The sequence below is a fragment of the Pseudomonas sp. No.21 genome (assembly GCF_054558415.1).
The window spans coordinates 186,930-207,318 of sequence record NZ_BAAJNO010000010.1 but is presented as its reverse complement, the minus strand read 5'-3'; the positions used below and the strand labels follow the sequence as shown (position 1 = coordinate 207,318).

The 20,389-nt window shown below is 68.8% G+C and carries 15 protein-coding genes and 1 riboswitch; of the genes, 10 read left to right on the top strand and 5 right to left on the bottom strand.

Annotated elements, in window-relative coordinates; translation table 11 throughout:
- The first annotated feature begins 267 nt into the window (after positions 1-267).
- A riboswitch (guanidine-I (ykkC/yxkD leader) is annotated at positions 268-367 on the top strand.
- A gap of 66 nt (positions 368-433) precedes the next feature.
- The 9 genes from ACYJSS_RS21755 (at position 434) to ACYJSS_RS21715 (ending at position 12,186) form a co-directional block, all read left to right on the top strand.
- Positions 434-1,501, top strand: a complete 1,068-nt coding sequence (locus tag ACYJSS_RS21755) for a putative urea ABC transporter substrate-binding protein (RefSeq protein ID WP_111261248.1) — start codon at positions 434-436, stop codon at positions 1,499-1,501.
- A gap of 108 nt (positions 1,502-1,609) precedes the next feature.
- Positions 1,610-2,425 (top strand): ABC transporter permease, encoded by an 816-nt coding sequence (locus ACYJSS_RS21750; protein WP_111261247.1) that lies wholly within the window; start codon positions 1,610-1,612, stop codon positions 2,423-2,425.
- Positions 2,422-3,222, top strand: a complete 801-nt coding sequence (locus ACYJSS_RS21745; protein WP_111261246.1) for an ABC transporter ATP-binding protein — start codon at positions 2,422-2,424, stop codon at positions 3,220-3,222. Before ACYJSS_RS21750 ends, ACYJSS_RS21745 begins: the two co-directional genes overlap by 4 nt.
- A 13-nt stretch (positions 3,223-3,235) precedes the next feature.
- A complete protein-coding gene (locus ACYJSS_RS21740) occupies positions 3,236-3,964 on the top strand; it encodes an urea amidolyase associated protein UAAP1 (RefSeq protein WP_111261245.1) in 729 nt (242 codons plus the stop codon).
- 10 nt (positions 3,965-3,974) lie between these two features.
- Positions 3,975-4,610 (top strand): urea amidolyase associated protein UAAP2, encoded by a 636-nt coding sequence (locus tag ACYJSS_RS21735; RefSeq protein WP_111261244.1) that lies wholly within the window; start codon positions 3,975-3,977, stop codon positions 4,608-4,610.
- 240 nt (positions 4,611-4,850) lie between these two features.
- Positions 4,851-8,492 (top strand): urea carboxylase, encoded by a 3,642-nt coding sequence (gene uca, locus ACYJSS_RS21730; protein ID WP_236204997.1) that lies wholly within the window; start codon positions 4,851-4,853, stop codon positions 8,490-8,492.
- A gap of 235 nt (positions 8,493-8,727) precedes the next feature.
- Positions 8,728-9,801 (top strand): DUF2157 domain-containing protein, encoded by a 1,074-nt coding sequence (locus ACYJSS_RS21725; RefSeq protein WP_111261241.1) that lies wholly within the window; start codon positions 8,728-8,730, stop codon positions 9,799-9,801.
- Complete coding sequence (locus ACYJSS_RS21720; RefSeq protein ID WP_111261240.1) at positions 9,798-10,622, top strand: DUF4824 family protein; 825 nt, start codon at positions 9,798-9,800, stop codon at positions 10,620-10,622. Before ACYJSS_RS21725 ends, ACYJSS_RS21720 begins: the two co-directional genes overlap by 4 nt.
- Before the next feature lie 79 nt (positions 10,623-10,701).
- Complete coding sequence (locus ACYJSS_RS21715) at positions 10,702-12,186, top strand: sensor domain-containing diguanylate cyclase (RefSeq protein WP_111261239.1); 1,485 nt, start codon at positions 10,702-10,704, stop codon at positions 12,184-12,186.
- 40 nt (positions 12,187-12,226) lie between these two features.
- Here ACYJSS_RS21715 and ACYJSS_RS21710 read toward each other — a convergent pair whose 3' ends face one another.
- From ACYJSS_RS21710 to ACYJSS_RS21695, 4 genes are all read right to left on the bottom strand, one after another.
- A complete protein-coding gene (locus ACYJSS_RS21710; RefSeq protein WP_111261238.1) occupies positions 12,227-12,415 on the bottom strand; it encodes a YjfB family protein in 189 nt (62 codons plus the stop codon).
- 375 nt (positions 12,416-12,790) lie between these two features.
- The gene (locus ACYJSS_RS21705; protein WP_111261237.1) at positions 12,791-16,435 is read right to left on the bottom strand and encodes a translocation/assembly module TamB domain-containing protein; all 3,645 of its coding nucleotides are present in this window, start codon (positions 16,433-16,435) and stop codon (positions 12,791-12,793) included.
- On the bottom strand, positions 16,432-18,162 hold the full coding sequence (locus tag ACYJSS_RS21700) for an autotransporter assembly complex protein TamA (protein ID WP_111261236.1): 1,731 nt from the start codon (positions 18,160-18,162) through the stop codon (positions 16,432-16,434). The genes ACYJSS_RS21705 and ACYJSS_RS21700 overlap by 4 nt, the downstream gene beginning before the upstream one ends.
- 35 nt (positions 18,163-18,197) lie before the next feature.
- Positions 18,198-18,851 (bottom strand): GNAT family N-acetyltransferase, encoded by a 654-nt coding sequence (locus ACYJSS_RS21695; RefSeq protein WP_111261235.1) that lies wholly within the window; start codon positions 18,849-18,851, stop codon positions 18,198-18,200.
- A 134-nt stretch (positions 18,852-18,985) separates the two neighbouring features.
- On the opposite strand from ACYJSS_RS21695, the gene xthA reads away from it, so the two are divergent.
- Positions 18,986-19,798 (top strand): exodeoxyribonuclease III, encoded by an 813-nt coding sequence (gene xthA, locus ACYJSS_RS21690; RefSeq protein ID WP_111261234.1) that lies wholly within the window; start codon positions 18,986-18,988, stop codon positions 19,796-19,798.
- Between the two features lie 67 nt (positions 19,799-19,865).
- Here the strand turns inward: xthA and ACYJSS_RS21685 are convergent, their stop codons facing one another.
- Entirely contained in the window at positions 19,866-20,192 is a 327-nt protein-coding gene (locus tag ACYJSS_RS21685) for a YegP family protein (RefSeq protein ID WP_111261233.1), read from the bottom strand.
- Positions 20,193-20,389 lie beyond the last annotated feature (197 nt).

Here is a 20,389-nt window from a genome sequence, read left to right as displayed (position 1 = left end):
TTCTCCCACAATCTTCGACACCGATTCCTACTGCCGGTGTGCATCCCTCCGTCGGCAAAATCCATTTCCAGTTATTACCGCGCACCAGCTTGAAGCGCCTCGCCCCAGAGGCGGGCACGCCAGGCGCCCGCAGATCACCCCATCTTCCCCCCGGCTCCCGCGCAGGCCCCGTCGCGCCTGGGCCTTCTGGTTTTGGCACGGCCTTCGCTAGGAGTCAGGCGTGCAAGAGCAACCCGGTGGAAGCCGGGGCACGCGGCACCACAATTTGCAATGGCTGGCTAGGGTTCCGGCTCGCGAAAGCGGGTGGCTGGTCCGAGAGCCGGCGACCTCCTCCGAGGTTACACGGCGGGACAAAAGCCCGGGAGAACGCGCCCCTGAATGCAGGGAAGTGCCGCGCCGCTCCTGCTGTCCCTAACCGAACTGGAGGTCATCCATGCGCAAGCCCCGTCTGTTCGCCGTACTCGCTGCCGGCCTAGCCGCCGCCATCAGCCTCACCTCCCACGCAGCGCAGAAGGACAGTTTCAACGTCTGCTGGACGATCTACGCCGGCTGGATGCCATGGGAATACGGTGCCACCCAGGGCATCGTCGACAAATGGGCGAAGAAGTACGGGATCGACATCAAGGTCACCCAGCTCAACGACTACGTCGAATCGATCAACCAGTACACCGCCGGCCAGTTCGACGGCTGCACCATGACCAACATGGATGCCCTGACCATCCCCGCCGCCGGTGGCGTTGACTCCACCGCGCTGATCGTCGGCGACTTCTCCAACGGCAACGACGGCCTGGTGATCAAGGGCGAGGGCAAGACCCTGGCCGACCTCAAGGGCATGTCGATCAACCTGGTGGAACTCTCGGTCTCCCACTACTTCCTGGCCCGCGCCCTGGAGCGCGCCGACCTCAGCGAGAAGGATGTGAAGGTGGTCAACACCTCCGACGCCGACATCGCCGCCGCCTTCGACACCGACGACGTCCAGGCCGTCGCCACCTGGAACCCGATGCTCGCCGACATCAAGGCCAAGCCGGGCAGCACCGAGGTCTTCGACTCCAGCAAGATCCCCGGCGAGATCATGGACATGATGGTGGTCAACAGCGAGACGCTGAAAGACAACCCCGCCCTGGGCAAGGCCCTGACCGGTGCCTGGTTCGAGATCATGGCGCTGATGTCCAGCGACAGCGCCGAGGGCCGTGCCGCCCTGGAGCACATGGCCAAGGCCTCCGGCACCGATCTCGCCGGCTACCGCTCGCAGCTCGCCACCACCCGCCTCTTCTACACCCCCAAGGACGCCCTGGAGTTCGCCACCAGCCCGAAACTGCCGGCGACCATGGACAAGGTGGCGCAGTTCTCCTTCAGCCACGGCCTGCTGGGTGAAGGCGCCAAGGATGCCGAGGCTGTCGGCATGAGCTTCGCCAAGGGCGTGGTCACCGGCGACAAGGGCAACGTCAAGCTGCGCTTCGACCCGACCTACGTGCAGATGGCCGCCGAAGGGAAGCTCTGAGCCACGTCGAACCGTAGGTTGGCGCAGAGCGCAGCGAAGCCCAACACCGCGATGTTGGGCCTCGTACCTCGGCCCAACCTACGACGCCCCACCGAACGAGACCTCGCCATGCGCCTGATCAACCGCCACCCCGACCGCGCCGGCCGGCTGATGCTGGTCCTGCTGCCCTTCGCCCTGCTGCTGTTCGCCTACTTCACCGGCTCGGCATCGCGTCTGGCGCAGAACCCCAACGACAAGCTGCTGCCCAGCGCCACGCAGATGGTCGAGGCGGTGCAGCGCCTGGCCTTCACCGAGGACAAGCGCTCCGGCGACTACCTGTTCTGGCAGGACAGCGCCTCCAGCCTCAAGCGCCTGGCCACGGGGCTGGCCATCGCCGCGCTGCTGGGCCTGTGCCTGGGCATCGCCGCCGGCACCCTGCCGCTGTTCGGCGCGCCGCTGTCGCCGCTGCTCACAGTGCTGTCGATGGTGCCGCCGCTGGCGATCCTGCCGATCCTGTTCATCGTCTTCGGCCTCGGCGAGCTGTCCAAGGTGATGCTGATCGTCATCGGCATCACCCCGGTACTGGCCCGCGACCTGGAGCAGCGCGCCCGGGAAATCCCCCGCGAACTGCTGATCAAGGCGCAGACCCTGGGCGCCAACACCTGGACCCTGGTGCTGCGCGTGGTGCTGCCGCAGCTGCTGCCGCGCCTGCTCATCTCCCTGCGCCTGGTGCTGGGCTCGGCCTGGTTGTTCCTCATCGCCGCCGAGGCCATCGCCTCCACCGACGGCCTCGGCTACCGCATCTTCCTGGTCCGCCGCTACCTGGCCATGGACGTGATCCTGCCGTACGTGGTGTGGATCACCCTGCTCGCCTGGCTGATGGACCTGGGCCTGCGCCAGCTCACCCGCCTGGCCTTCCCCTGGTACGAAGGAGCCAAGGCATGAGCGCCTTCATCGAAGTGAAGAACCTGTGGCAGGAATACGGCGACCAGGTGGTGCTGGAGAACCTCAGCCTGAGCGTCGCCGAAGGCGAGTTCTGCACCCTGGTCGGCGCCTCGGGCTGCGGCAAGTCCACCTTCCTGCGCATGCTGCTGGGCCAGGAAACGCCCAGCCGCGGCCAACTGCTGCTGGACGGCCAGCCCATGGTGGCCGAACCCGATGCCAGCCGCGGCGTGGTGTTCCAGCGCTACTCGGTGTTCCCCCACCTCTCGGTGCTGGACAACGTCGCCCTCGGCCTGGAGCTGCCCCGCGCACCGCTGTTCGGCCGCCTGTTCGGCGCAGCCAAGCGTGAGGCCCGCGAACAGGCCGCCGTGATGCTGGAGAAGGTCGGCCTCGGCCACGCCCTCGGCAAGTACCCCGCGCAGCTCTCCGGCGGCATGCAGCAACGCCTGGCCATCGCCCAGGCCCTGGTGATGAAGCCCCGCGTGCTGCTGCTCGACGAGCCCTTCGGCGCCCTCGACCCGGGCATCCGCAAGGACATGCACGACCTGCTGCTGGGCCTCTGGCAGGAAACCCGGCTGACCGTGTTCATGGTCACCCACGACCTGGCCGAAGGCTTCAGCCTCGGCACCCGGCTGATGGTCTTCGACAAGGTCCGCCACGACCCGCAGGCGCCCGGCGCCTATGGCGCGCGCATCACCTACGACATCCCCCTGAACAGCGACCGCCGCGCCGCGCGCGCCGCCGTCGAAGCCCTGCCGGAGCGCGTCACCCGTGCCCTGCAGCCCGCCCCGGCCCATTGAAAGGAGCCTGCCCATGACCGCATCCCTGGCCCTGCGCCCCACCCTCTATGAAGAAACCGTCCCCGGCGGCGGCCACACCTCCTTCGTCCTCAAGCGCGGCCAGCTGCTGCGCATCAGCGACATCGAGGGCGGCGCCAACGTCAGCCTGCTGCTGTTCAACGCCGCCGAGAAAAGCGAGCGCCTGAACCTGCCGGACAGCCTCAAGTGCCAACACACCGCCAAGCTCACCGCCGGCCATTGCCTGTACTCGGACATGGGCCGCGTGCTCGCCGCCATCACCGCCGACAGCTGCGGCTGGCACGACAGCTTCGGCGGCGTGCTCAACGCCGAGGAAGTGCGCGAGAAGTACGGCCAGGGCCGCTACCAGGAGTTGCGCAACGGCTTCTTCCGCAACGGCGTCGACAACCTGCTGGTGGAAATGGGCAAGTGGGACCTGAACCTGCAGGACCTGCTGATGTGCCTGAACCTGTTCAGCAAGGTCACCGTGGACGCCGACGGCGGCTTCCACTTCCAGCCCGGCCACTCGAAAGCCGGCGACCATGTCGAGCTGTACGCGCCGATGGACACCCTGGTGGTGCTCACCGCCCTGCAGCACCCCATGGACCCCGACCCCGTCTACGCGCCCAAGCCCGTGCAGCTGACCTGGCACAGGGTCGAGAGCGACGGCATCACCCTGCTCTGCCGCACCTCGCGCCCGGAAAACGGCCGTGGCTTCCACAACACCGAACGCCTGTACATCTGAGGGCCGCCCGATGAACCCGACTCCCAGCGACAAACACCCCGAAGCCGCCATCTACACCGCCGTGATCGCCGCCGGCGAACCCTTCATGACCGACGTGAAGGCCGGCCAGACCCTGCGTCTGCTCGACCTGGAGGGCAACCAGGCGGTGGACACCCTCTTCTACAGCGCGCGCAACCCCCGCGAGCGCTATGACGTGCAACGCACCCTGCGCAAGCAAAACCGCGTCTACCTCGGCCCCGGCAGCGTGCTCTATTCGAACCTCGGCAACCCCATGCTGAGCATCGTCGCCGACACCTGCGGCCGCCACGACACCCTCGGCGGCGCCTGCGCCCAGGAAAGCAACACCGTGCGCTACGCCCTCGGCACCCGCTACATGCACAGCTGCCGCGACAACTTCCTGCGCGCCAGCCTGCACGACGGCCGCCTGGCCAAGCGCGACATCAGCGCCAACATCAACTTCTTCATGAACGTGCCGGTCACCCCGGAAGGCGGCCTCACCTTCGAGGACGGCATCTCCGCCCCCGGCAAGTACGTCGAGCTGCTGGCGCACATGGACGTCATCGTCCTCATCTCCAACTGCCCGCAGCTCAACAACCCCTGCAACGGCTGGAACCCGACCCCGGCGCAGGTGTTGGTATGGGAGTGAAAGAGCAGCTGGAAGCGGGAAGCCGGAAGCGGGAAGCCTTTCGGCGCTGGCTGTTCCGCCTGTGCCAGAGCCGCTCAGGGCAATGCCTGCAAACACCGCCGAAAAAATCGGAGCCGACGCTCTAGCTTCTGGCTTCTGGCTTCTGGCTTCTGGCTTCCAGCTTCCAACTGATGCTCCGCGGACGACCGTGGTGCAGACCCAATCCCGGCGGGACGGCCCGCCACCCATGAGGCCGACCTCATGTTCGAGAAATTGCTGATCGCCAACCGCGGCGCCATCGCCTGCCGCATCCTCCGCACCCTGCGCCAGCTCGACGTGCGCGGCGTCGCCGTGTACGCCGAGGCGGATGTCGCCAGCCTGCACGTCCAGCAGGCCGACGAGGCCCACAGCCTGGGCGACGGCCCGGCCGCCAGCACCTACCTGGTGGTGGAGAAGATCCTCGCCGTGGCCCGTGAGAGCGGCGCCCAGGCGATCCACCCGGGCTATGGCTTCCTCTCCGAGAACGCCGCCTTCGCCGAAGCCTGCGAGGCGGCCGGCATCGCCTTCGTCGGGCCGACGCCGGCGCAGCTGCGCGTGTTCGGCCTCAAGCACACCGCCCGTGCCCTGGCCAAGGCCGAGGGCGTGCCCATGCTCGAAGGCACCGAACTGCTGGAAAGCCTCGACGCGGCGCTGGTGGCCGGCGAGCAGGTGGGCTACCCGGTGATGCTGAAAAGCACCGCCGGCGGTGGCGGCATCGGCATGCGCGTATGCCGTTCGGCCAGCGAGTTGAGCGAAGCCTTCGAGGCGGTGAAGCGCCTGGGGCAGAACAACTTCAGCGACGCCGGGGTGTTCATCGAGAAGTACATCCAGCGCGCCCGCCACCTGGAAGTGCAGGTGTTCGGCGACGGCCGGGGCGAGGTGATCGCCCTCGGCGTGCGCGACTGCTCGGTGCAGCGGCGCAACCAGAAGGTGCTGGAGGAAACCCCCGCGCCCAACCTGCCCGCCGGCATGGCCGAGGACCTCTGCGCCGCCGCCATCCAGCTGGCCAAGGCGGTCGACTACCGCAGCGCCGGCACCGTGGAGTTCGTCTACGACAGCGAGGCCGAGCGCTTCTACTTCCTCGAAGTGAACACCCGCCTGCAGGTGGAGCACGGCGTCACCGAACAGGTCTGGGGCGTCGACCTGGTGCGCTGGATGGTCGAACTGGCCGCCGGCACCCTGCCCCCGCTCGCCGAGCTGGCGAAAGAGCTACGCCCCAGCGGCCACGCCATCCAGGCGCGCCTCTACGCCGAGGACCCGGGCCGCGACTTCCAGCCCAGCCCCGGGCTGCTCACCGCCGTGCGCTTCCCCGAGGCGGACGGCCGCGCCCTGCGCATCGACACCTGGGTGGAAGCCGGCTGCGAGATCCCGCCCTACTTCGACCCGATGATCGCCAAGCTGATCACCTGGGCACCGACCCGTGACGAGGCCAGCGCCACCCTCGACTGTGCCCTGGCCGACACGCTGCTCTACGGCGTGGAAAGCAACCGCGACTACCTGCGGCAGATCCTGGTCGACGCGCCTTTCGCCAGCGGCCAGCCCTGGACCCGCTGCCTGGAACACCTCGCCTACCGCGCCCACACCGTCGAGGTGCTCGGCGCCGGCACCCAAACCACGGTGCAGGACTACCCCGGCCGCCTCGGCTACTGGGCCGTGGGCGTGCCGCCATCCGGCCCCATGGACAGCCGCGCCCTGCGCCTGGGCAACCGCCTGCTGGGCAACGCGGAAGGCGCCGCCGCGCTGGAAATCACCATGAGCGGCCCCAGCCTGCGCTTCAACACCGACGCGGTGGTGGCCGTCACCGGCGCGTCGATCCCGCTCACCCTCGACGGTCAGCCGCAGCCTCTGAACACCGCGCTGCGGGTGCCAGCCGGTTCTATCTTGGCCCTCGGCACCATCGCCGGCGCCGGTGCGCGCAGCTACCTGTGCCTGCGCGGCGGCCTGCAGCTGCCGGACTACCTGGGCAGCAAGAGCACCTTCACCCTTGGCCAGTTCGGCGGCCATGGCGGCCGCGCCCTGCGCGCCGGCGACGTGCTGCACCTGCCGCCCCTGGCCGACCATGCAGCCGGCGCCAGCCTGCCCGAGGCCCTGTACCCACCGCTGCCCGAGGTGCGCCGCCTGCGCGTGATCTACGGCCCCCACGGCGCGCCGGAATACTTCACCCCGGCCTCGATCGAAACCTTCTTCGCCACCGCCTGGGAAGTGCACTTCAACTCCAGCCGCACCGGCGTGCGCCTGATCGGCCCGAAGCCGGAATGGGTACGCGAAAGCGGCGGCGAAGCCGGCCTGCACCCCTCCAATATCCACGACAACCCCTACGCCATCGGCGCGGTGGACTTCACCGGCGACATGCCGGTGATCCTCGGGCCGGACGGCCCCAGCCTGGGCGGCTTCGTCTGCCCGGTGACGGTGATCGAGGCCGACCTCTGGCAGCTCGGCCAGCTCAAGGCCGGCGACAAGGTGCGCTTCGAGCCGGTGGATGTCGCCACGGCGCGGGAGCTGGCCAAGGCAGGTGACCGCGAATGCACCACCCTCCGTGGGAGCGAATTCATTCGCGATGCGGGTAGCAGCCAAATCGCGGGTGAATCCGCTCCTACAAGTACGGCCAAGCTGTCGAGCCCCATCGTCCTCGACCTCGGCCAGGACGCCACACGCCTGGTCGCGCGCCTCTCCGGCGACACCCACCTGCTGTTGGAGATCGGCGCGGCGGAGCTGGACCTGGTGCTGCGCTTCCGGGGCCACGCGCTGATGCAGGCGCTGGAGGCCGAGGCGCTGCAAGGCGTCATCGACCTCACCCCCGGCATCCGCTCGCTGCAGGTGCACTACCAGCCGGAGACCCTGCCCCTGGAACGCCTGCTGCAAGTGGTCGCGGGGCTCTGGGACGGCGTCTGCGCCGCTGGCGACCTCACCGTGCCGTCGCGCATCGTCCACCTGCCGCTGTCCTGGGACGACCCGGCCTGCCAGCTGGCCATCGAGAAGTACATGACCACGGTGCGCAAGGACGCACCCTGGTGCCCGAGCAACCTGGAGTTCATCCGCCGCATCAACGACCTGCCCAACCTCGACGAAGTGCAGCGCACCGTGTTCGACGCCCGCTACCTGGTGATGGGCCTGGGCGACGTCTACCTCGGCGCACCGGTGGCCACGCCGCTGGACCCGCGCCACCGGCTGGTGACCACCAAGTACAACCCGGCGCGCACCTGGACGGCGGAGAACTCGGTGGGCATCGGCGGCGCCTACATGTGCGTGTATGGCATGGAAGGCCCCGGCGGCTACCAGTTCGTCGGCCGCACCCTGCAGATGTGGAACCGCTACCGCGAGGTGGCCGCCTTCGACGGCAAGCCCTGGCTGCTGCGCTTCTTCGACCAGATCCGCTTCTACCCGGTGAGCGCCGAGGAGCTGCTGCGCATCCGCCGCGATTTCCCCCTGGGCCGCTTCCCGCTACGCATCGAGCACAGCGAGCTGCGCCTGGCGGACTACCAGGCCTTCCTCGCCGCCGAGGCCGAGGGCATCGCCGCCTTCCGTGCCCAGCAGCAGGCGGCGTTCAACGCCGAGCGGGAACGCTGGATCGCCTCCGGCCAGGCGCATTTCGACAGCGAGGACCCGGCGCCGGAGCTGGGCGAGGACGCCCCGCTGGGCGCCGGCCAGCACGCCATCGAAAGCCATATCGCCGGCAACCTCTGGCAGGTGCAGGTGGAAGCCGGCGCCAGCGTGAAGGCCGGCGACGTGCTGGTGATCCTGGAGTCGATGAAGATGGAAATCCCCCTCACCGCCCCGCGCGATGGCGTCGTCCGCGAAGTCCGCGTGCAACCCGGTTCCCCGGTGCGCGCCGGCCAGCGGGTGGTGGTGATGGAAGAGGCGTAGGGGCCACACACGGCACGCCCCTCTCCATATTGTGGGAGCGAATTCATTCGCGATGGATCATCCGGCCGCTCGCAGCAAGGTGCCGGCGGCGGGTCTTTCGCGACTGAAGCCGCTCCTACAAGGCTGTGCCCGTTGCCATAAAGCGATCCATGTCGCGCGCCCGCACGCTGCGCATTGCCCATCCACCGCGACGGTTTTAGAGTGCGAGGCGGCAACGCACGCAAAAGGACCCGCCATGCAGCCGCAGAACCGCGATCAGGCGCAGCAACGCGCTGACGACATCCAGGCCTTCCAGCGTGAAGCGGAACGCCTGCGCCAGGAGCAGGCGCTGCCCCTGGACGACGCGCAGATGGCGCGCCTGGGCGAGCACCATCGCCGGGTGCTGGCCGACTTCCACGGCCGCTTCGATATCGACCCCGACAAGCAGGCCCGCCGCCTGTCCCTGAGCATGCGCATCGCCTCGCTGCTGGGTGCCCTGGCCCTGGGCGCCAGCCTGCTGTTCTTCTTCTACCAGTTCTGGGGCCTGCTGCCGGAGAGCGCGCAGGTGGTGATCCTGGTCGCTGCCCCGCTGATCGGCCTGGTGCTGACCTGGCAGGTGCGCCGTCGCGACCCGTCCGGCTACTTCAGCAAGCTGGCGGCGATGCTCACCTTCGTCGCCTTCGTGCTCAACCTGGTGATGCTCGGGCAGGTGTTCAACATCACGCCCTCCGACCGCGCCTTCCTGGCCTGGGGCGCCTTCGCCCTGCTGCTGGCCTACGGCTGCGATGCGCGCCTGCTGCTGGTGGCCGGGCTGATCTGCCTGATGGGCTTCATCTCCGCGCGGGTCGGCAGCTGGGGCGGCTGCTACTGGCTGCAGGTGGGTGAGCGCCCGGAAAACTTCCTCCCCGCCGCGCTGGCGGTGTTCCTGATCCCGCAGTTCGTCTCCCAGGCCGGCTACGCCGGTTTCGCCGCCACCTACCGCCTGGTGGGGCTGATCACCCTGTTCCTCACCCTGCTGGTCCTCGCCAACTGGGGCAGCGCCAGCTACCTGCCCGGCAGCCACGACCTGATCGAGGGCGGCTACCAGCTGGCCGGCTTCGTGCTCGCGGCCCTGGGCATCTGGCTGGGCACCCGCCGCGACTGGCCCGAAGTGGTCAACGGCGCCCTGACCTTCTTCATCATTTTCCTCTACACCAAGCTCTTCGACTGGTGGTGGGAGCTGATGCCCAAGTACCTGTTCTTCCTGCTGCTCGGCCTGATCGCCGTGCTCATCCTGCTGGTCCTGGGCCGCCTGCGCCGCAGCTGGCTGAAAGAGGAGGAACGCCCATGAGCGCCTTCGACCGCACCTACGCCCTGCCCGCCGCCCTGGCCCTGGTGCTGGCCACCAATGCCGTGGTGCTCGGCGGCGCCTGGTACAACCGCTCGGGCGAGCCCGAAAGCAGCCTGCGCCTGACCCAGCGGGAAGTGCACCGCGACTACAACGGTTTCGGCTGGGGCAACGACGAGAACAGCGGCCTGGCGCTGGACCTTGACTGGCGCGTGCTGCCCCTCGACGAGGAGACCGGGCGCTACCGCGGCGACTGGCTGGAGGCCGACCGCCTCGTCGAGCTCGGCTTCCCGCCCTACGCGGCGGGCGAGGAAATCGACCTGAACACCCGCGAAGCCTTCCTGGTCCTGGAGTTGGACGGCCCCGCCCACCAGCAGGCCCTGCGACGCGCCGAGGAGCAGCTGCGCGAGGCCGGCGAGGCCCTGGCCCGCGACCCCGGCGACGAGGAACGCCAGGAACGCGAAGCGGACGCCCGCCAGGCCCTGGAAGAAGAGCGCGAGACCGCCAGCCGGCTGTTCGTGGTGGACGTCGGCCTCGATGCCGAGGCGCTGCGCGCGCGCCACCCCGATCGCCAGCGCTATGCCGTGGTGCGTGGCGAGATCTACGCCTGGCTGCGTACCGACGGCAGCAAAACGCGCATGGTGGGCCAGGTCTCGCGGCTCGCAGTGCCGGCCGTGCAGGTGCCCCTGCGCTGGCGCGAGGCGCTGGAGAGCCAGGTGCGCGACAGCGCCTACCTGCCGTCCAAGGGGCCGCTGGAACTGCAGCTGAACTTCGGCAAGCGCCTGGAGCCGTGGATCAGCGAGGTGGTCGTACCCGCAGGATGAAAGACGGGGCACGCCGCCCGTGACGCGGCCCCGACGAGTGGATAGCATAGTGCCATTCGATCAGGGACCCCCTCGCCCGATGCCTTCCAGCCCCCGTTCCAGAAAGAGCCAGCACCTGCTGGTGGTGCTGCTCGTGCTGCTGCTCGCCAGCGGCTTCCTCGTCACCTCGCTGGTGAGCTACTACGCCTCCCTGGAGTCGATCCGCGACAGCATCGTCAACACCGAGCTGCCGCTGACCTCGGACAACGTCTACTCGGAGATCCAGAAGGACCTGGTACGGCCGATCCTCATCTCTTCGATGATGAGCCGCGACACCTTCCTGCGCGACTGGGCCATGCAGGGCGAGCAGGACCCGGGGCAGATGACCCGCTACCTGCGCGAGGTGCAGGAACACTACGGGGCCTTCACCAGCTTCTACATCTCCGAGCGCACCCAGACCTACTACCAGGCCAAGGGCGTGCTGAAGAAGGTGCGCGAGGACGAGCCACGCGACGTCTGGTACTACCGCGTGCGTGACATGAAGGAGCCCTACGAGATCAATGTCGACGTCGACATGGCCAACCAGGATCGCCTGACCATCTTCATCAACTACAAGGTGCTGGACTACGACGGTCGCTTCATCGGCGCCACCGGCGTAGGCCTGACGGTGGATGCGGTGGTCAAGCTGATCGATGCCTACCAGGAACGCTACGAGCGCTCCATCTACTTCGTCGACACCAGCGGCAAGCTGGTGCTGACCAGTGCCCAGGGCGGGCCGATGGGCGCGCAGGTCGGGCAGAACCTGGCGGATATCGATGGCATGCGCGACCTGGTGGCCAAGTTGCCGCGCCCCCAGGGCGGCGACTTCACCTGGAGCGAAAAGGGCGACAGCCACTACCTGAACGTGCGCTTCATTCCCGAACTGGACTGGTACCTGTTCGTCGACAAGGCCGAGGAAGGCGCCCTGTCGCACATCCGCAACACGCTCTACCTCAACCTGCTCATCTGCCTGGCGGTCACCACTGTGGTGCTGATCCTGCTCAACCTGCTGGTGCGCCGCTACCAGCTGCGCATCGCCGCGCTGGCCACCACCGACGTGCTCACCGGCCTGCCCAACCGCCGGGGCTTCGACATCCTCGCCGGCCAGGCACTGCAGGAGGCACGCCGCGAGCAGCGCCCGCTCACCGCCCTGCTGCTGGACCTCGACCACTTCAAACTGCTCAACGACAGCCACGGCCACCTGGCCGGCGACCAGGTGCTGCAGGGTTTCGCGCAGAACCTGAAAAGCGGCCTGCGCCAGTCGGACATCATCTGCCGCTGGGGTGGCGAGGAATTCATCCTGCTGCTCAAGGACACCGGCACCGCCACGGCCTTCGAACTGGCGGAGAAGCTCCGCGAGCAGGTGCAAGCGCAGCGCTACCGCTTCGAGGGCAAGGAATTTCAGGTGACGGTGAGCATCGGCCTGGCCGAGATGCACCCGGACGACAGCCTGCACAGCCTGATCGGCCACGCCGACCGCGCGCTCTATCGAGCCAAGCAGGCAGGACGCAACCGCGTGTGCAGCGAACCGGGCGGCGGGGAGTGACGGAAGGCGGAACGGCTGGCGACGGTGAGCGCGCAGCGGCTCAGGCCATCACATCAATGGTATTGCCGAGATTCGGCGGGTTGCTGGAGACCGGCGAAGGCACCGCCTCCAGCAGCGCCAGGGCGCTTTGCGACTGAATGTCCATCGACTGCTTGAGCACGGCGATCTGCACCTTCATGGCGAGCTGGGCGGCGCTGGCGTCGGAGATGGAAGCGGCGGATACGTCCACGCTTTTCGAGTCCCGGGGCGGTGTGTTCGGAGTGGATTCTGAGGCCCATGGCCGCCCCTGAAAAGCACCGTCAGTCGCCTGGAACCCGCGCCGTTGCGCTTGCGGCAGCCTTCCCAAAGCACAGAACCGTAGGATGGGTAGAGCGAAGCGAAACCCATGCGGATCGGCACGGCCCATGATGGGTTTCGCGGGGCTCTACCCATCCTACGTGCTGTGGGATTCGCGAAATTCTCGCGCACCGTGCCTTCGCGGTTGAAAGCGCTCCCACAAAGGGCTCGCGGGTTTCACCCGGCCTACGGGTCCAGCCTCGACCGGAGGATGGGTAGAGCCTGGCGAAACCCATGCGGAGGCCAACGTGGGAGCCGTGCCGCCCGATCAGAAATCCCGCTTGTAGAACAAGTCCAGGGAGCTGGCGAGGCCGCTGGCGGCTTCGATGTACAGGCGCTTGGTGAGTTCGTAGCGCAACGCGACGACGCTGGTGGGTTCGAGCACGCCGAGGCCGTAGCGGATGCTGAGGCGGTCGGTGAGCACGCCGGTGGCGCCGTCGTCGCCGATCTGGAAGTCCTTGAGGCCGAGCTTCTGCGCCAGCTCCGAGGTCAGCGGCGCACTGCCGGACAGGCCCAGCGCCAGTGCCGCCTGGCCCAGTGCGTTGCCGTCGCTGCCGCGCTCCAGCGGACGGCCCAGCACCAGGTAGGACAGTGCCTGCTCCTGGCTCATGGCCGGGGTGGAGAAGACCTGGGTGGTGGGCTCGTCGGCGCGGCCGTTGAGGCGGATGCCGGCGGTGACGTCACCGATCTTGCGCACCGCCTCGACGTCCAGGTAGGGCTGGTCCAGCGGCCCGGCGAACAGCAGGCGCGCCCGGCGCAGGTCGAGGCGCTGGCCGTAGGCGCGGTAGCGGCCGTTCTTCAGGTTGAGCTCGCCGCGCCCGGCCAGGTTGTCGCCCACCTTGAGGTGGCCGACGAGGTCGGCGGTGAGGCCGAAGCCGCTGAAGGACAGGCGCTCCTGGCCCACCTCGACGTCGACGTCCATGGCCAGTTGCAGCGGTGCCTGCTCGTCCTCCTGCTCACCCACCAGGTGCGCGTCCGGCGAGACCTTGACCGCCTGGGGCGGCAGCTCGCGGATCTTGATCTGCCCCCGGGGCACCCGCACCTTGCCGGTCAGTGCCAGGCGCTGGTCGGCCAGGCGCACCCGCAGGTCGGGGTCCACGTCCAGGTTGGCGTAGGGCTCGACCACCACCGGCAATGAACTGCCGCGGAGCGCCAGGTCCATGTCCAGGCCCTGGCTCCAGGCCAGGGTGCCGGAGAGGGTGCCGTTGCCTTTCTCGCCGCTGCGCCAGGCGCCGCTCAGTTCCAGGCTCTCGCCGGCGATGCGGGCATCCAGGTTCAGGTCTTCGATGCGGGTGGGCAGGTCGCCGCCGGCCAGCTTGCCGCCGTGCAGGCGCACCTGGCCCAGCACGTTGGGCGCCAGCAGGGTGCCGCCGAGGGTGCCGGCACCGTCCAGCTGGCCTTCCAGTTCCTCGACACCGGCGACGAAGGGGCGCAGCACGGCGAGGTCCAGCCCTTCAAGGCGGAAGTCACCGGACAGCGGCTTGCGCAGCGGACGCGGGTCGAGCCGGGCGTCGACCTGCAGGCGGCCGAGGCGCTCGCCCTGGAACAGCAGGCGACTGTCGATGCTCTGCGGGCGCAGGGTGCTTTCCAGGCGCATGGCCTGGTAGGGGAAGTCGACCCATTTGCCGTCCTTGCCCTCCTCGCGCAGGCGCAGCACGCCGTTGCTGGCGTCCAGCTGCACGCGGCCGCTGGGGCCACGCGCGGGCAATTCGAGCTGCACATCGCCGTCGAGCGTGCCGTGCCAGGCGAAGTCGTCCGGCAGCCATTCGGCCAGGCTGTCGAGGGGGAAGTCGCGCAGGCGGTAGTCGAGCTTGGGCTCGGGGAGCAGGCGCTGGTCGCCGCCACAGAGGCTGGCGGGGCCGGAGCGCCAGCAATGGGCGCCCAGTTCCAGGTGACCGTCGGCCAGGCGTTGCAGCTTCGCGGGTTGCTCCAGGCGCCAGTCCTGGCCGCCGCTTTGCAACTCGCCCCGGCTCAGGCGGCCGCGCCAGTCGCCTTTGTCCAGCACACCGTCGAGGGCCAGTTGCAGGTCGAGCAAGGGGCCTTGCAGGCGTGTTTCCAGCTGCTGCCGCTGTTTGTCGCCCGAGGCCTTGAGGCTGAGGTCGCCCAGGGCCTTGTCGCCGGCCTGGAGCTGGCTGGCGTCCAGCTGCAGGGTGGCGTTCTGCCGTTCATCCAGCCGCGCCTGCAGGGTCAGCTGGCGCAGGCGCTGGTCGCCCATGCCCAGGCGATCGCCCTTGAGGTCCAGCTGCCCCTGGGGTGCGTCGGCGCTGCCGGCCACCACCAGCTTGCCGGTGAGCCCGCCGAACAGGCCGGGCCAGAGCTGGCCCAGGCGACCCAGGGCAATGTCCAGCTGGCCGTCCAGGCGCTGGCCGAGGCGGCCCTTGCCATCGATACGGTTGTCGCCCAGGCGGACCTGCAGCTGGCCCAGGTCCCAGCGCTGGCCGGCGCCCTCGGCCACGGCCTTGAGCAGCGCCGGCTGGCCGCGCAGCTGGCCCTTGAGATCGAGGTCGGCCTTGAGTTCGAGCTGCTGGCGGAAGCGGCCCTTGCTCGCCAGGGTGCCGGCCAGGCGGCCCGGCAATTCGGCCAGCCAGTAGGCCGGGTCGAGGTCGCTCAGGGTCAGTTCGCTGTCCCAGTCGACGCCGTCAGCGAAGCCCAGCAGCAGGCGGCCCCGGGCCTTGCCCTGCCCGGCCTTCAGTTGCAGGTCGGGCAGCTCGACGCGGGCCAGGTCACCCTGCAGCGGGCTGGCCAGGCTGAAGTCGCCTTCCGGCCCTTTGAGCGCGGCGTCGAAGCGGCCCTGGTAGCGGCCCTCGCTGAAATGCACCTCGCCGTCCAGGCGTTGCAGGGCCACGGGGGGCTCCTGCTCCTGGGGGTAGAGGCGCTGCCAGGGAAAATCGCGCCAGGCCAGCTGGGCGTCGATGGCCAGGGCCTGCTGCCAGTCGATGCGCCCCTGCAGCTGCACGCTCTGTTCGGCGGCGGCGCTGAGCAGCAGGCGCTGGATCTCGGCCCCGGCGGCGGTGACCTTGCCGGCCAGGTCGAGAGCGACATCACCGCCCTGCCCCGGCAGGTTGGCGCGGCCCTGCACCGTGTAGCCCTGTTGCAGGTCGCCCTTGGCGTCCAGCTCCACGCGTTGCAGGGTGAGGGTGTCCGGCAGCCCGGCCTGGGCCTTGAAGGCGGCAGCGCGGATGCGCGCGCTGGCGGGAAGGTGCGGCGCCAGGGGCTGCAGCTGGCCGTCGAGGGTGGCGGCCAGGTAGCCGCTGCTGGTCGCCTGGGCCGTGAGGGTGCCTTGCAGGTCGCCTTTCGCCTCCAGGGCCAGGGACCAGCTCTGGCCGTCGACGGCGGGCAATTGCAGGCTGCCGCTGGCCTCGAGCGGCCAGCCGTCGCGGGGTTGCAGCGTGCCCTGGAGTGCCAGGGCGAGATCACCCAGGCGCAGGCCGGCTTCCTCTATATGCAGGCCGTCGCCCAGCCATTGGGCACGCAGGTGCAGGCTGCTGAGCTCGCTGCCGTCCAGTTCGAAGCGCTGCACACGCACCTCGCCCAGGCGGATCGCCAGGGGCAGGTCCAGGGCAGGCAGTTGCAGCGGCTCGTCGGAAGGCTCGCCGCCCGGGGCCAGGTTCAGGGCCACGTCGTCGGCCGCAAGCGTGTCGATGCACAGGGTCAGCTGGAGCAGGCACCCAGGCGACCACTCCAGTACCGGGGCCGTGATCGACAGCCTGTCGCCGTCCTGCTGCCAGGCCAGGTGCTCGGCGCTCCAGCGCCCACCAAGCGTGCCCTTGAAGCCCTCCACCGTGAGACCGGGCACCCGCGCCAGCAGCCAGCGGCCTCCGGCTTCGCTGAACAGCAGCGCAGCGACGCCCGCCAGCGACAGGGCGAGAGCGCCGACTACCGCGAGCAGGCCGAGCCTGAGCCCGCGCCTCACAGTTCGGGCCCCATGGAGAAGTGGATGCGGAAGCCGCCGGGGTCATCCAGCGCCTTGGCCAGGTCGAGGCGGATCGGCCCCACCGGCGATACCCAGCGCACACCGATGCCGGCACCGGTCTTCATCGCCGCGTTGAGCGAGTCCATGGCGTTGCCGCGGTCGACGAAGGCGGCGATGCGCCAGCGCTCGGCCACCGGGTACTGGTATTCGGCGCTGCCCACCACCAGGTAGCGACCGCCGACCTTGTTGCCCTGGCGGTCCTCGGGGGACAGGGTCTGGTAGTCGTAGCCGCGCACGCTCTGGTCGCCGCCGGCGAAGAAACGCAGCGAGGGCGGGATGGCGCCGAAGTCGGTGGTGGCGATGCCGCCGAGCTGCACCCGCGCCAGCACCCGGTGCCCGCCAGGCAGGGTGTAGAGCCCCTTGGCCAGGGCGCTGGCGTAGGTCATGTCGGCATCGGAAAGGATGCCTTCCTTGGCGGCGCGCAGGTCCGCCTGCAGGTGGTAGCCCTGGCTGGGGTCGAGGCGGTTGTCGCTGCGGGTGACGCTGTAGCCGATGCCGGGGATGAGGAAGCTGCTGCGACCGTCCGGGCTGCCGTCGCCGAAGTCGTAGCTTTCCTGCTCCCAGCGCAGGGAGACGACGCGCTGCCAGTCGTCCGGCAGTTTCGATTGCCACTGGGTGCCGAGGGTGAAGCGGCGGCTCTCGACGTCCACCAGTTCCTCGCGCTGGAAGCCGCTGGTGAAACGCAGGCTGTCGGTCAGCGGCGGGTCGAGGGGGATTTCGTACCAGGCACCGACGTTCTGCCGCGCCGCGGACACTTCGGTCTCGGCGCCCAGGCGATGGCCCTGGGGGTTGACCCAGTGGCGCGTCCAGTTGGCCCGCGCACGTGGCCCGACGTCGGTGGAGAAACCGACCCCGAGCCCCATGGTGCGCGGCTTGACCGCACCGAGCTGGACCTTGACCGGTATCCGCCGGCCCTCCCCCGGGTCGGGCAGCGCATCCACCCGCACCTCGTCGAAATAGCCGCTGGCCTGCAGGTTCTGGCTGAGCTTGGCCACCAGGTCGGCGTCATAGGGGGTGTTGGGAGGGAAGGGAACGAGTCGCGCCAGCAGCGCGTCGTCGAAGGGCGTATCGCCCTGGAAGCTGACCCGGCCCAGGTCGTAGCGCGGGCCACTGGCGTACACCAGCTCGATGTCGGCGACGCCGGCACGGGGATCGATATCGAGGCGCTGGGACGTGAACCTGCCATCGAAGAAGCCGTAGCGCAGGGCCTGGTTCTGGATGAGTTTCTTGGCGTCCTCGTAGGCGCCGTGGTTGAGCGGCTGGCCAGGCTTCAGCGCCTTGCTCTCGGGTACACGGAAGGCCTTGAGGGCGCGGGCCTCGCCGTCGACGCGCACGTTCACGTTGCGCAGGCGCACCGGCTCGCCGGGCACGACGACCAGCTGCAGCCTGGGGTCGTCGCCCGGGAGTACGCGGCTGTCGATGTCCGCCTGGTAGTAACCGAGAGCCTGCACGGCCTGCCGCGCCTGCTCCTCGGCGGCACGGCGATAACGACGCAGGGCGATTTCGTCACGGTCACCGAGGCTGCCGATGAAGGCCTCGATATTGGCCTTCACCGCAGCATTGGCGGGGGTCACCTTGACGTCCAGCGAGGCCTTGGCCAGCGCGGTCGAACAGAGGCACGACAATCCGAGCGCGAGCAGCCCACGCAATCCTTGGAACACATTCATGCGCGGGATGCTAGCACGGCTTGCCGGAAGTCTTCCTAGGCGTTCGCCTGCAGCGCCGGCGTCGGGTTGGGATGGAAGAACACGTGCTCCCGCACCGGCCCGAGGGCCACTTCGCCGATCTCCTCGTAGCCCTGGCGCTTGTAGAAATCCAGGTAGCGCGCGTTGCCGGTATCGAGCACCACGCCCTGGGAGCCGGCGTCCTCGGCGCACCAGTCATGCAACGCCTGCAGCAGCTTCTCGCCCAGGTGCTTGCCCTGGAACTGCGGGTGGATGCCCAGCAGCGGCAGCACGTGGTAGGGCCCGGGCGGCAGGCAGGCGAGCACGGCGTCGTGGTACTCCAGGTAGCGCTTGGTGCAGCGGAAACCGGTGGTCATCAGCATGCGCAGCCGCCAGCCCCAGCTTTCGGTGATGTCCAGCCGGCGCTGCGGCGGCGCGATCAGGGCGATACCCACCAGGCGATCCTCGATCAGCAGGCCGATGGCCGGCAGGTCCTCGAGGAAATGCTGCTGCACCAGCTCGCGCACCGTGGCACGCACGCGCTGGTCATAGCCGGCGCGCTCGGCCTCGAAGAGGTAGGCGAAGGTGGGTTCGTGGCGGTAGGCGTGGTAGAGCAGCGAGCGGGCCTCGCGGGCATAGCCGCCGTCGAGCATGCGGACTTCAACCGGCGCGGTGGGTACGTATCCGGGCATTCACGGTGACCTCGTTTGTTATGTGGTTATCAGGCCCACAGGCAAGGTAGCACCGCCCCCAGGGCCTCGCCACACGGGTGGCAGGGCGTGCCGACGATGGGCTAGGATCGGCGTTTTTCCAGGGTGGCTCAGTCATGAAGATCGTTTCCTTCAATATCAACGGCCTGCGTGCCCGTCCTCACCAGCTCGAAGCGCTGATCGCCAAGCACCAGCCGGACGTGATCGGCCTGCAGGAAACCAAGGTCGCCGACGACCAGTTCCCCGAGGCGGACATCCGCAAGCTCGGCTACCACGTGCACTACCACGGCCAGAAGGGCCACTACGGCGTCGCCCTGCTCTCGCGCCAGGAGCCGCTGGCCCTGCACAAGGGCTTCCCCAACGATGGCGAGGATTCCCAGCGCCGCTTCATCTACGGCACCTTCGCCGATGCCCAGGGCAACCCGGTGACGGTGATGAACGGCTACTTCCCCCAGGGCGAGAGCCGCGACCATCCGATCAAGTTCCCCGCCAAGCAGCGCTTCTACGCCGACCTGCAGGAACTGCTGCAGGGCCGCTTCCAGCCGGACCAGCCGCTGGTGGTGATGGGCGACATCAATATCTCGCCGGAAGACTGCGACATCGGCATCGGTGAGGAGAACCGCAAGCGCTGGCTGAAGACCGGCAAGTGCAGCTTCCTCCCCGAGGAGCGCGAATGGCTGGCGACCCTCAAGAACTGGGGCCTGGTGGACAGCTTCCGCCACCTCCACCCCGAGGTGAACGACCGCTTCAGCTGGTTCGACTACCGCAGCCGCGGCTTCGAGGACGACCCCAAGCGCGGCCTGCGCATCGACGTGATCCTGGCCACCAGCCCGCTGCAGGCACGCATCCGGGACGCCGGCATCGACTACGAGCTGCGCGGCATGGAGAAACCCTCCGACCACGCACCGATCTGGCTGGAGCTGAGCTGACCCCGCCCGGGTTCCGGCAGGCACAAAAAAGCCCATCTCACGATGGGCTTTTTCATTTGCGCCGCACTCAGACCCGTTCGATCTTCGGCGTGGTGCCGAGGGTCATGATGTTCTCGATGGCCGCTTCCAGGGTCGGCTCGGAATCATAGAGGTGGCTTTCGAGGATCACCTCGCGCCCGGCCTTGAGGCGGAAATAGTTCTTGCCGCCGGTGGCCATGCGGCGCTCGTAGCGGTCTTCGTTGGCGCAATGGTTGCGGAACAGCGCGATGGCGTTCTCGGCGCTGTCCCGGCAGGGGTAGCGGCCGCTCTGCAGCACGACCTGCGCCTCCCGGGTCTTCAGGCGGAAGCGATACTCACCATTGCCATACTTCTTCAGCTCGAACCAACTAGCCATTTCCAACTCCTTAGCTACGCGTGGATGCACCCCAAAAACGAGGCCTGGTGCCTGGCACGGGCGAGCGAGGGACGCTTGAGCTTCCTTGCCTGCCGCCCGGCCAGACAAAGTTGCGAACCATACCGATGTCACCGCGAGCGGTATGCCGGCCGAGCGGGGCACCCGGCGTAGGCCCTGGTCCATGCAGGGGCCGGAAA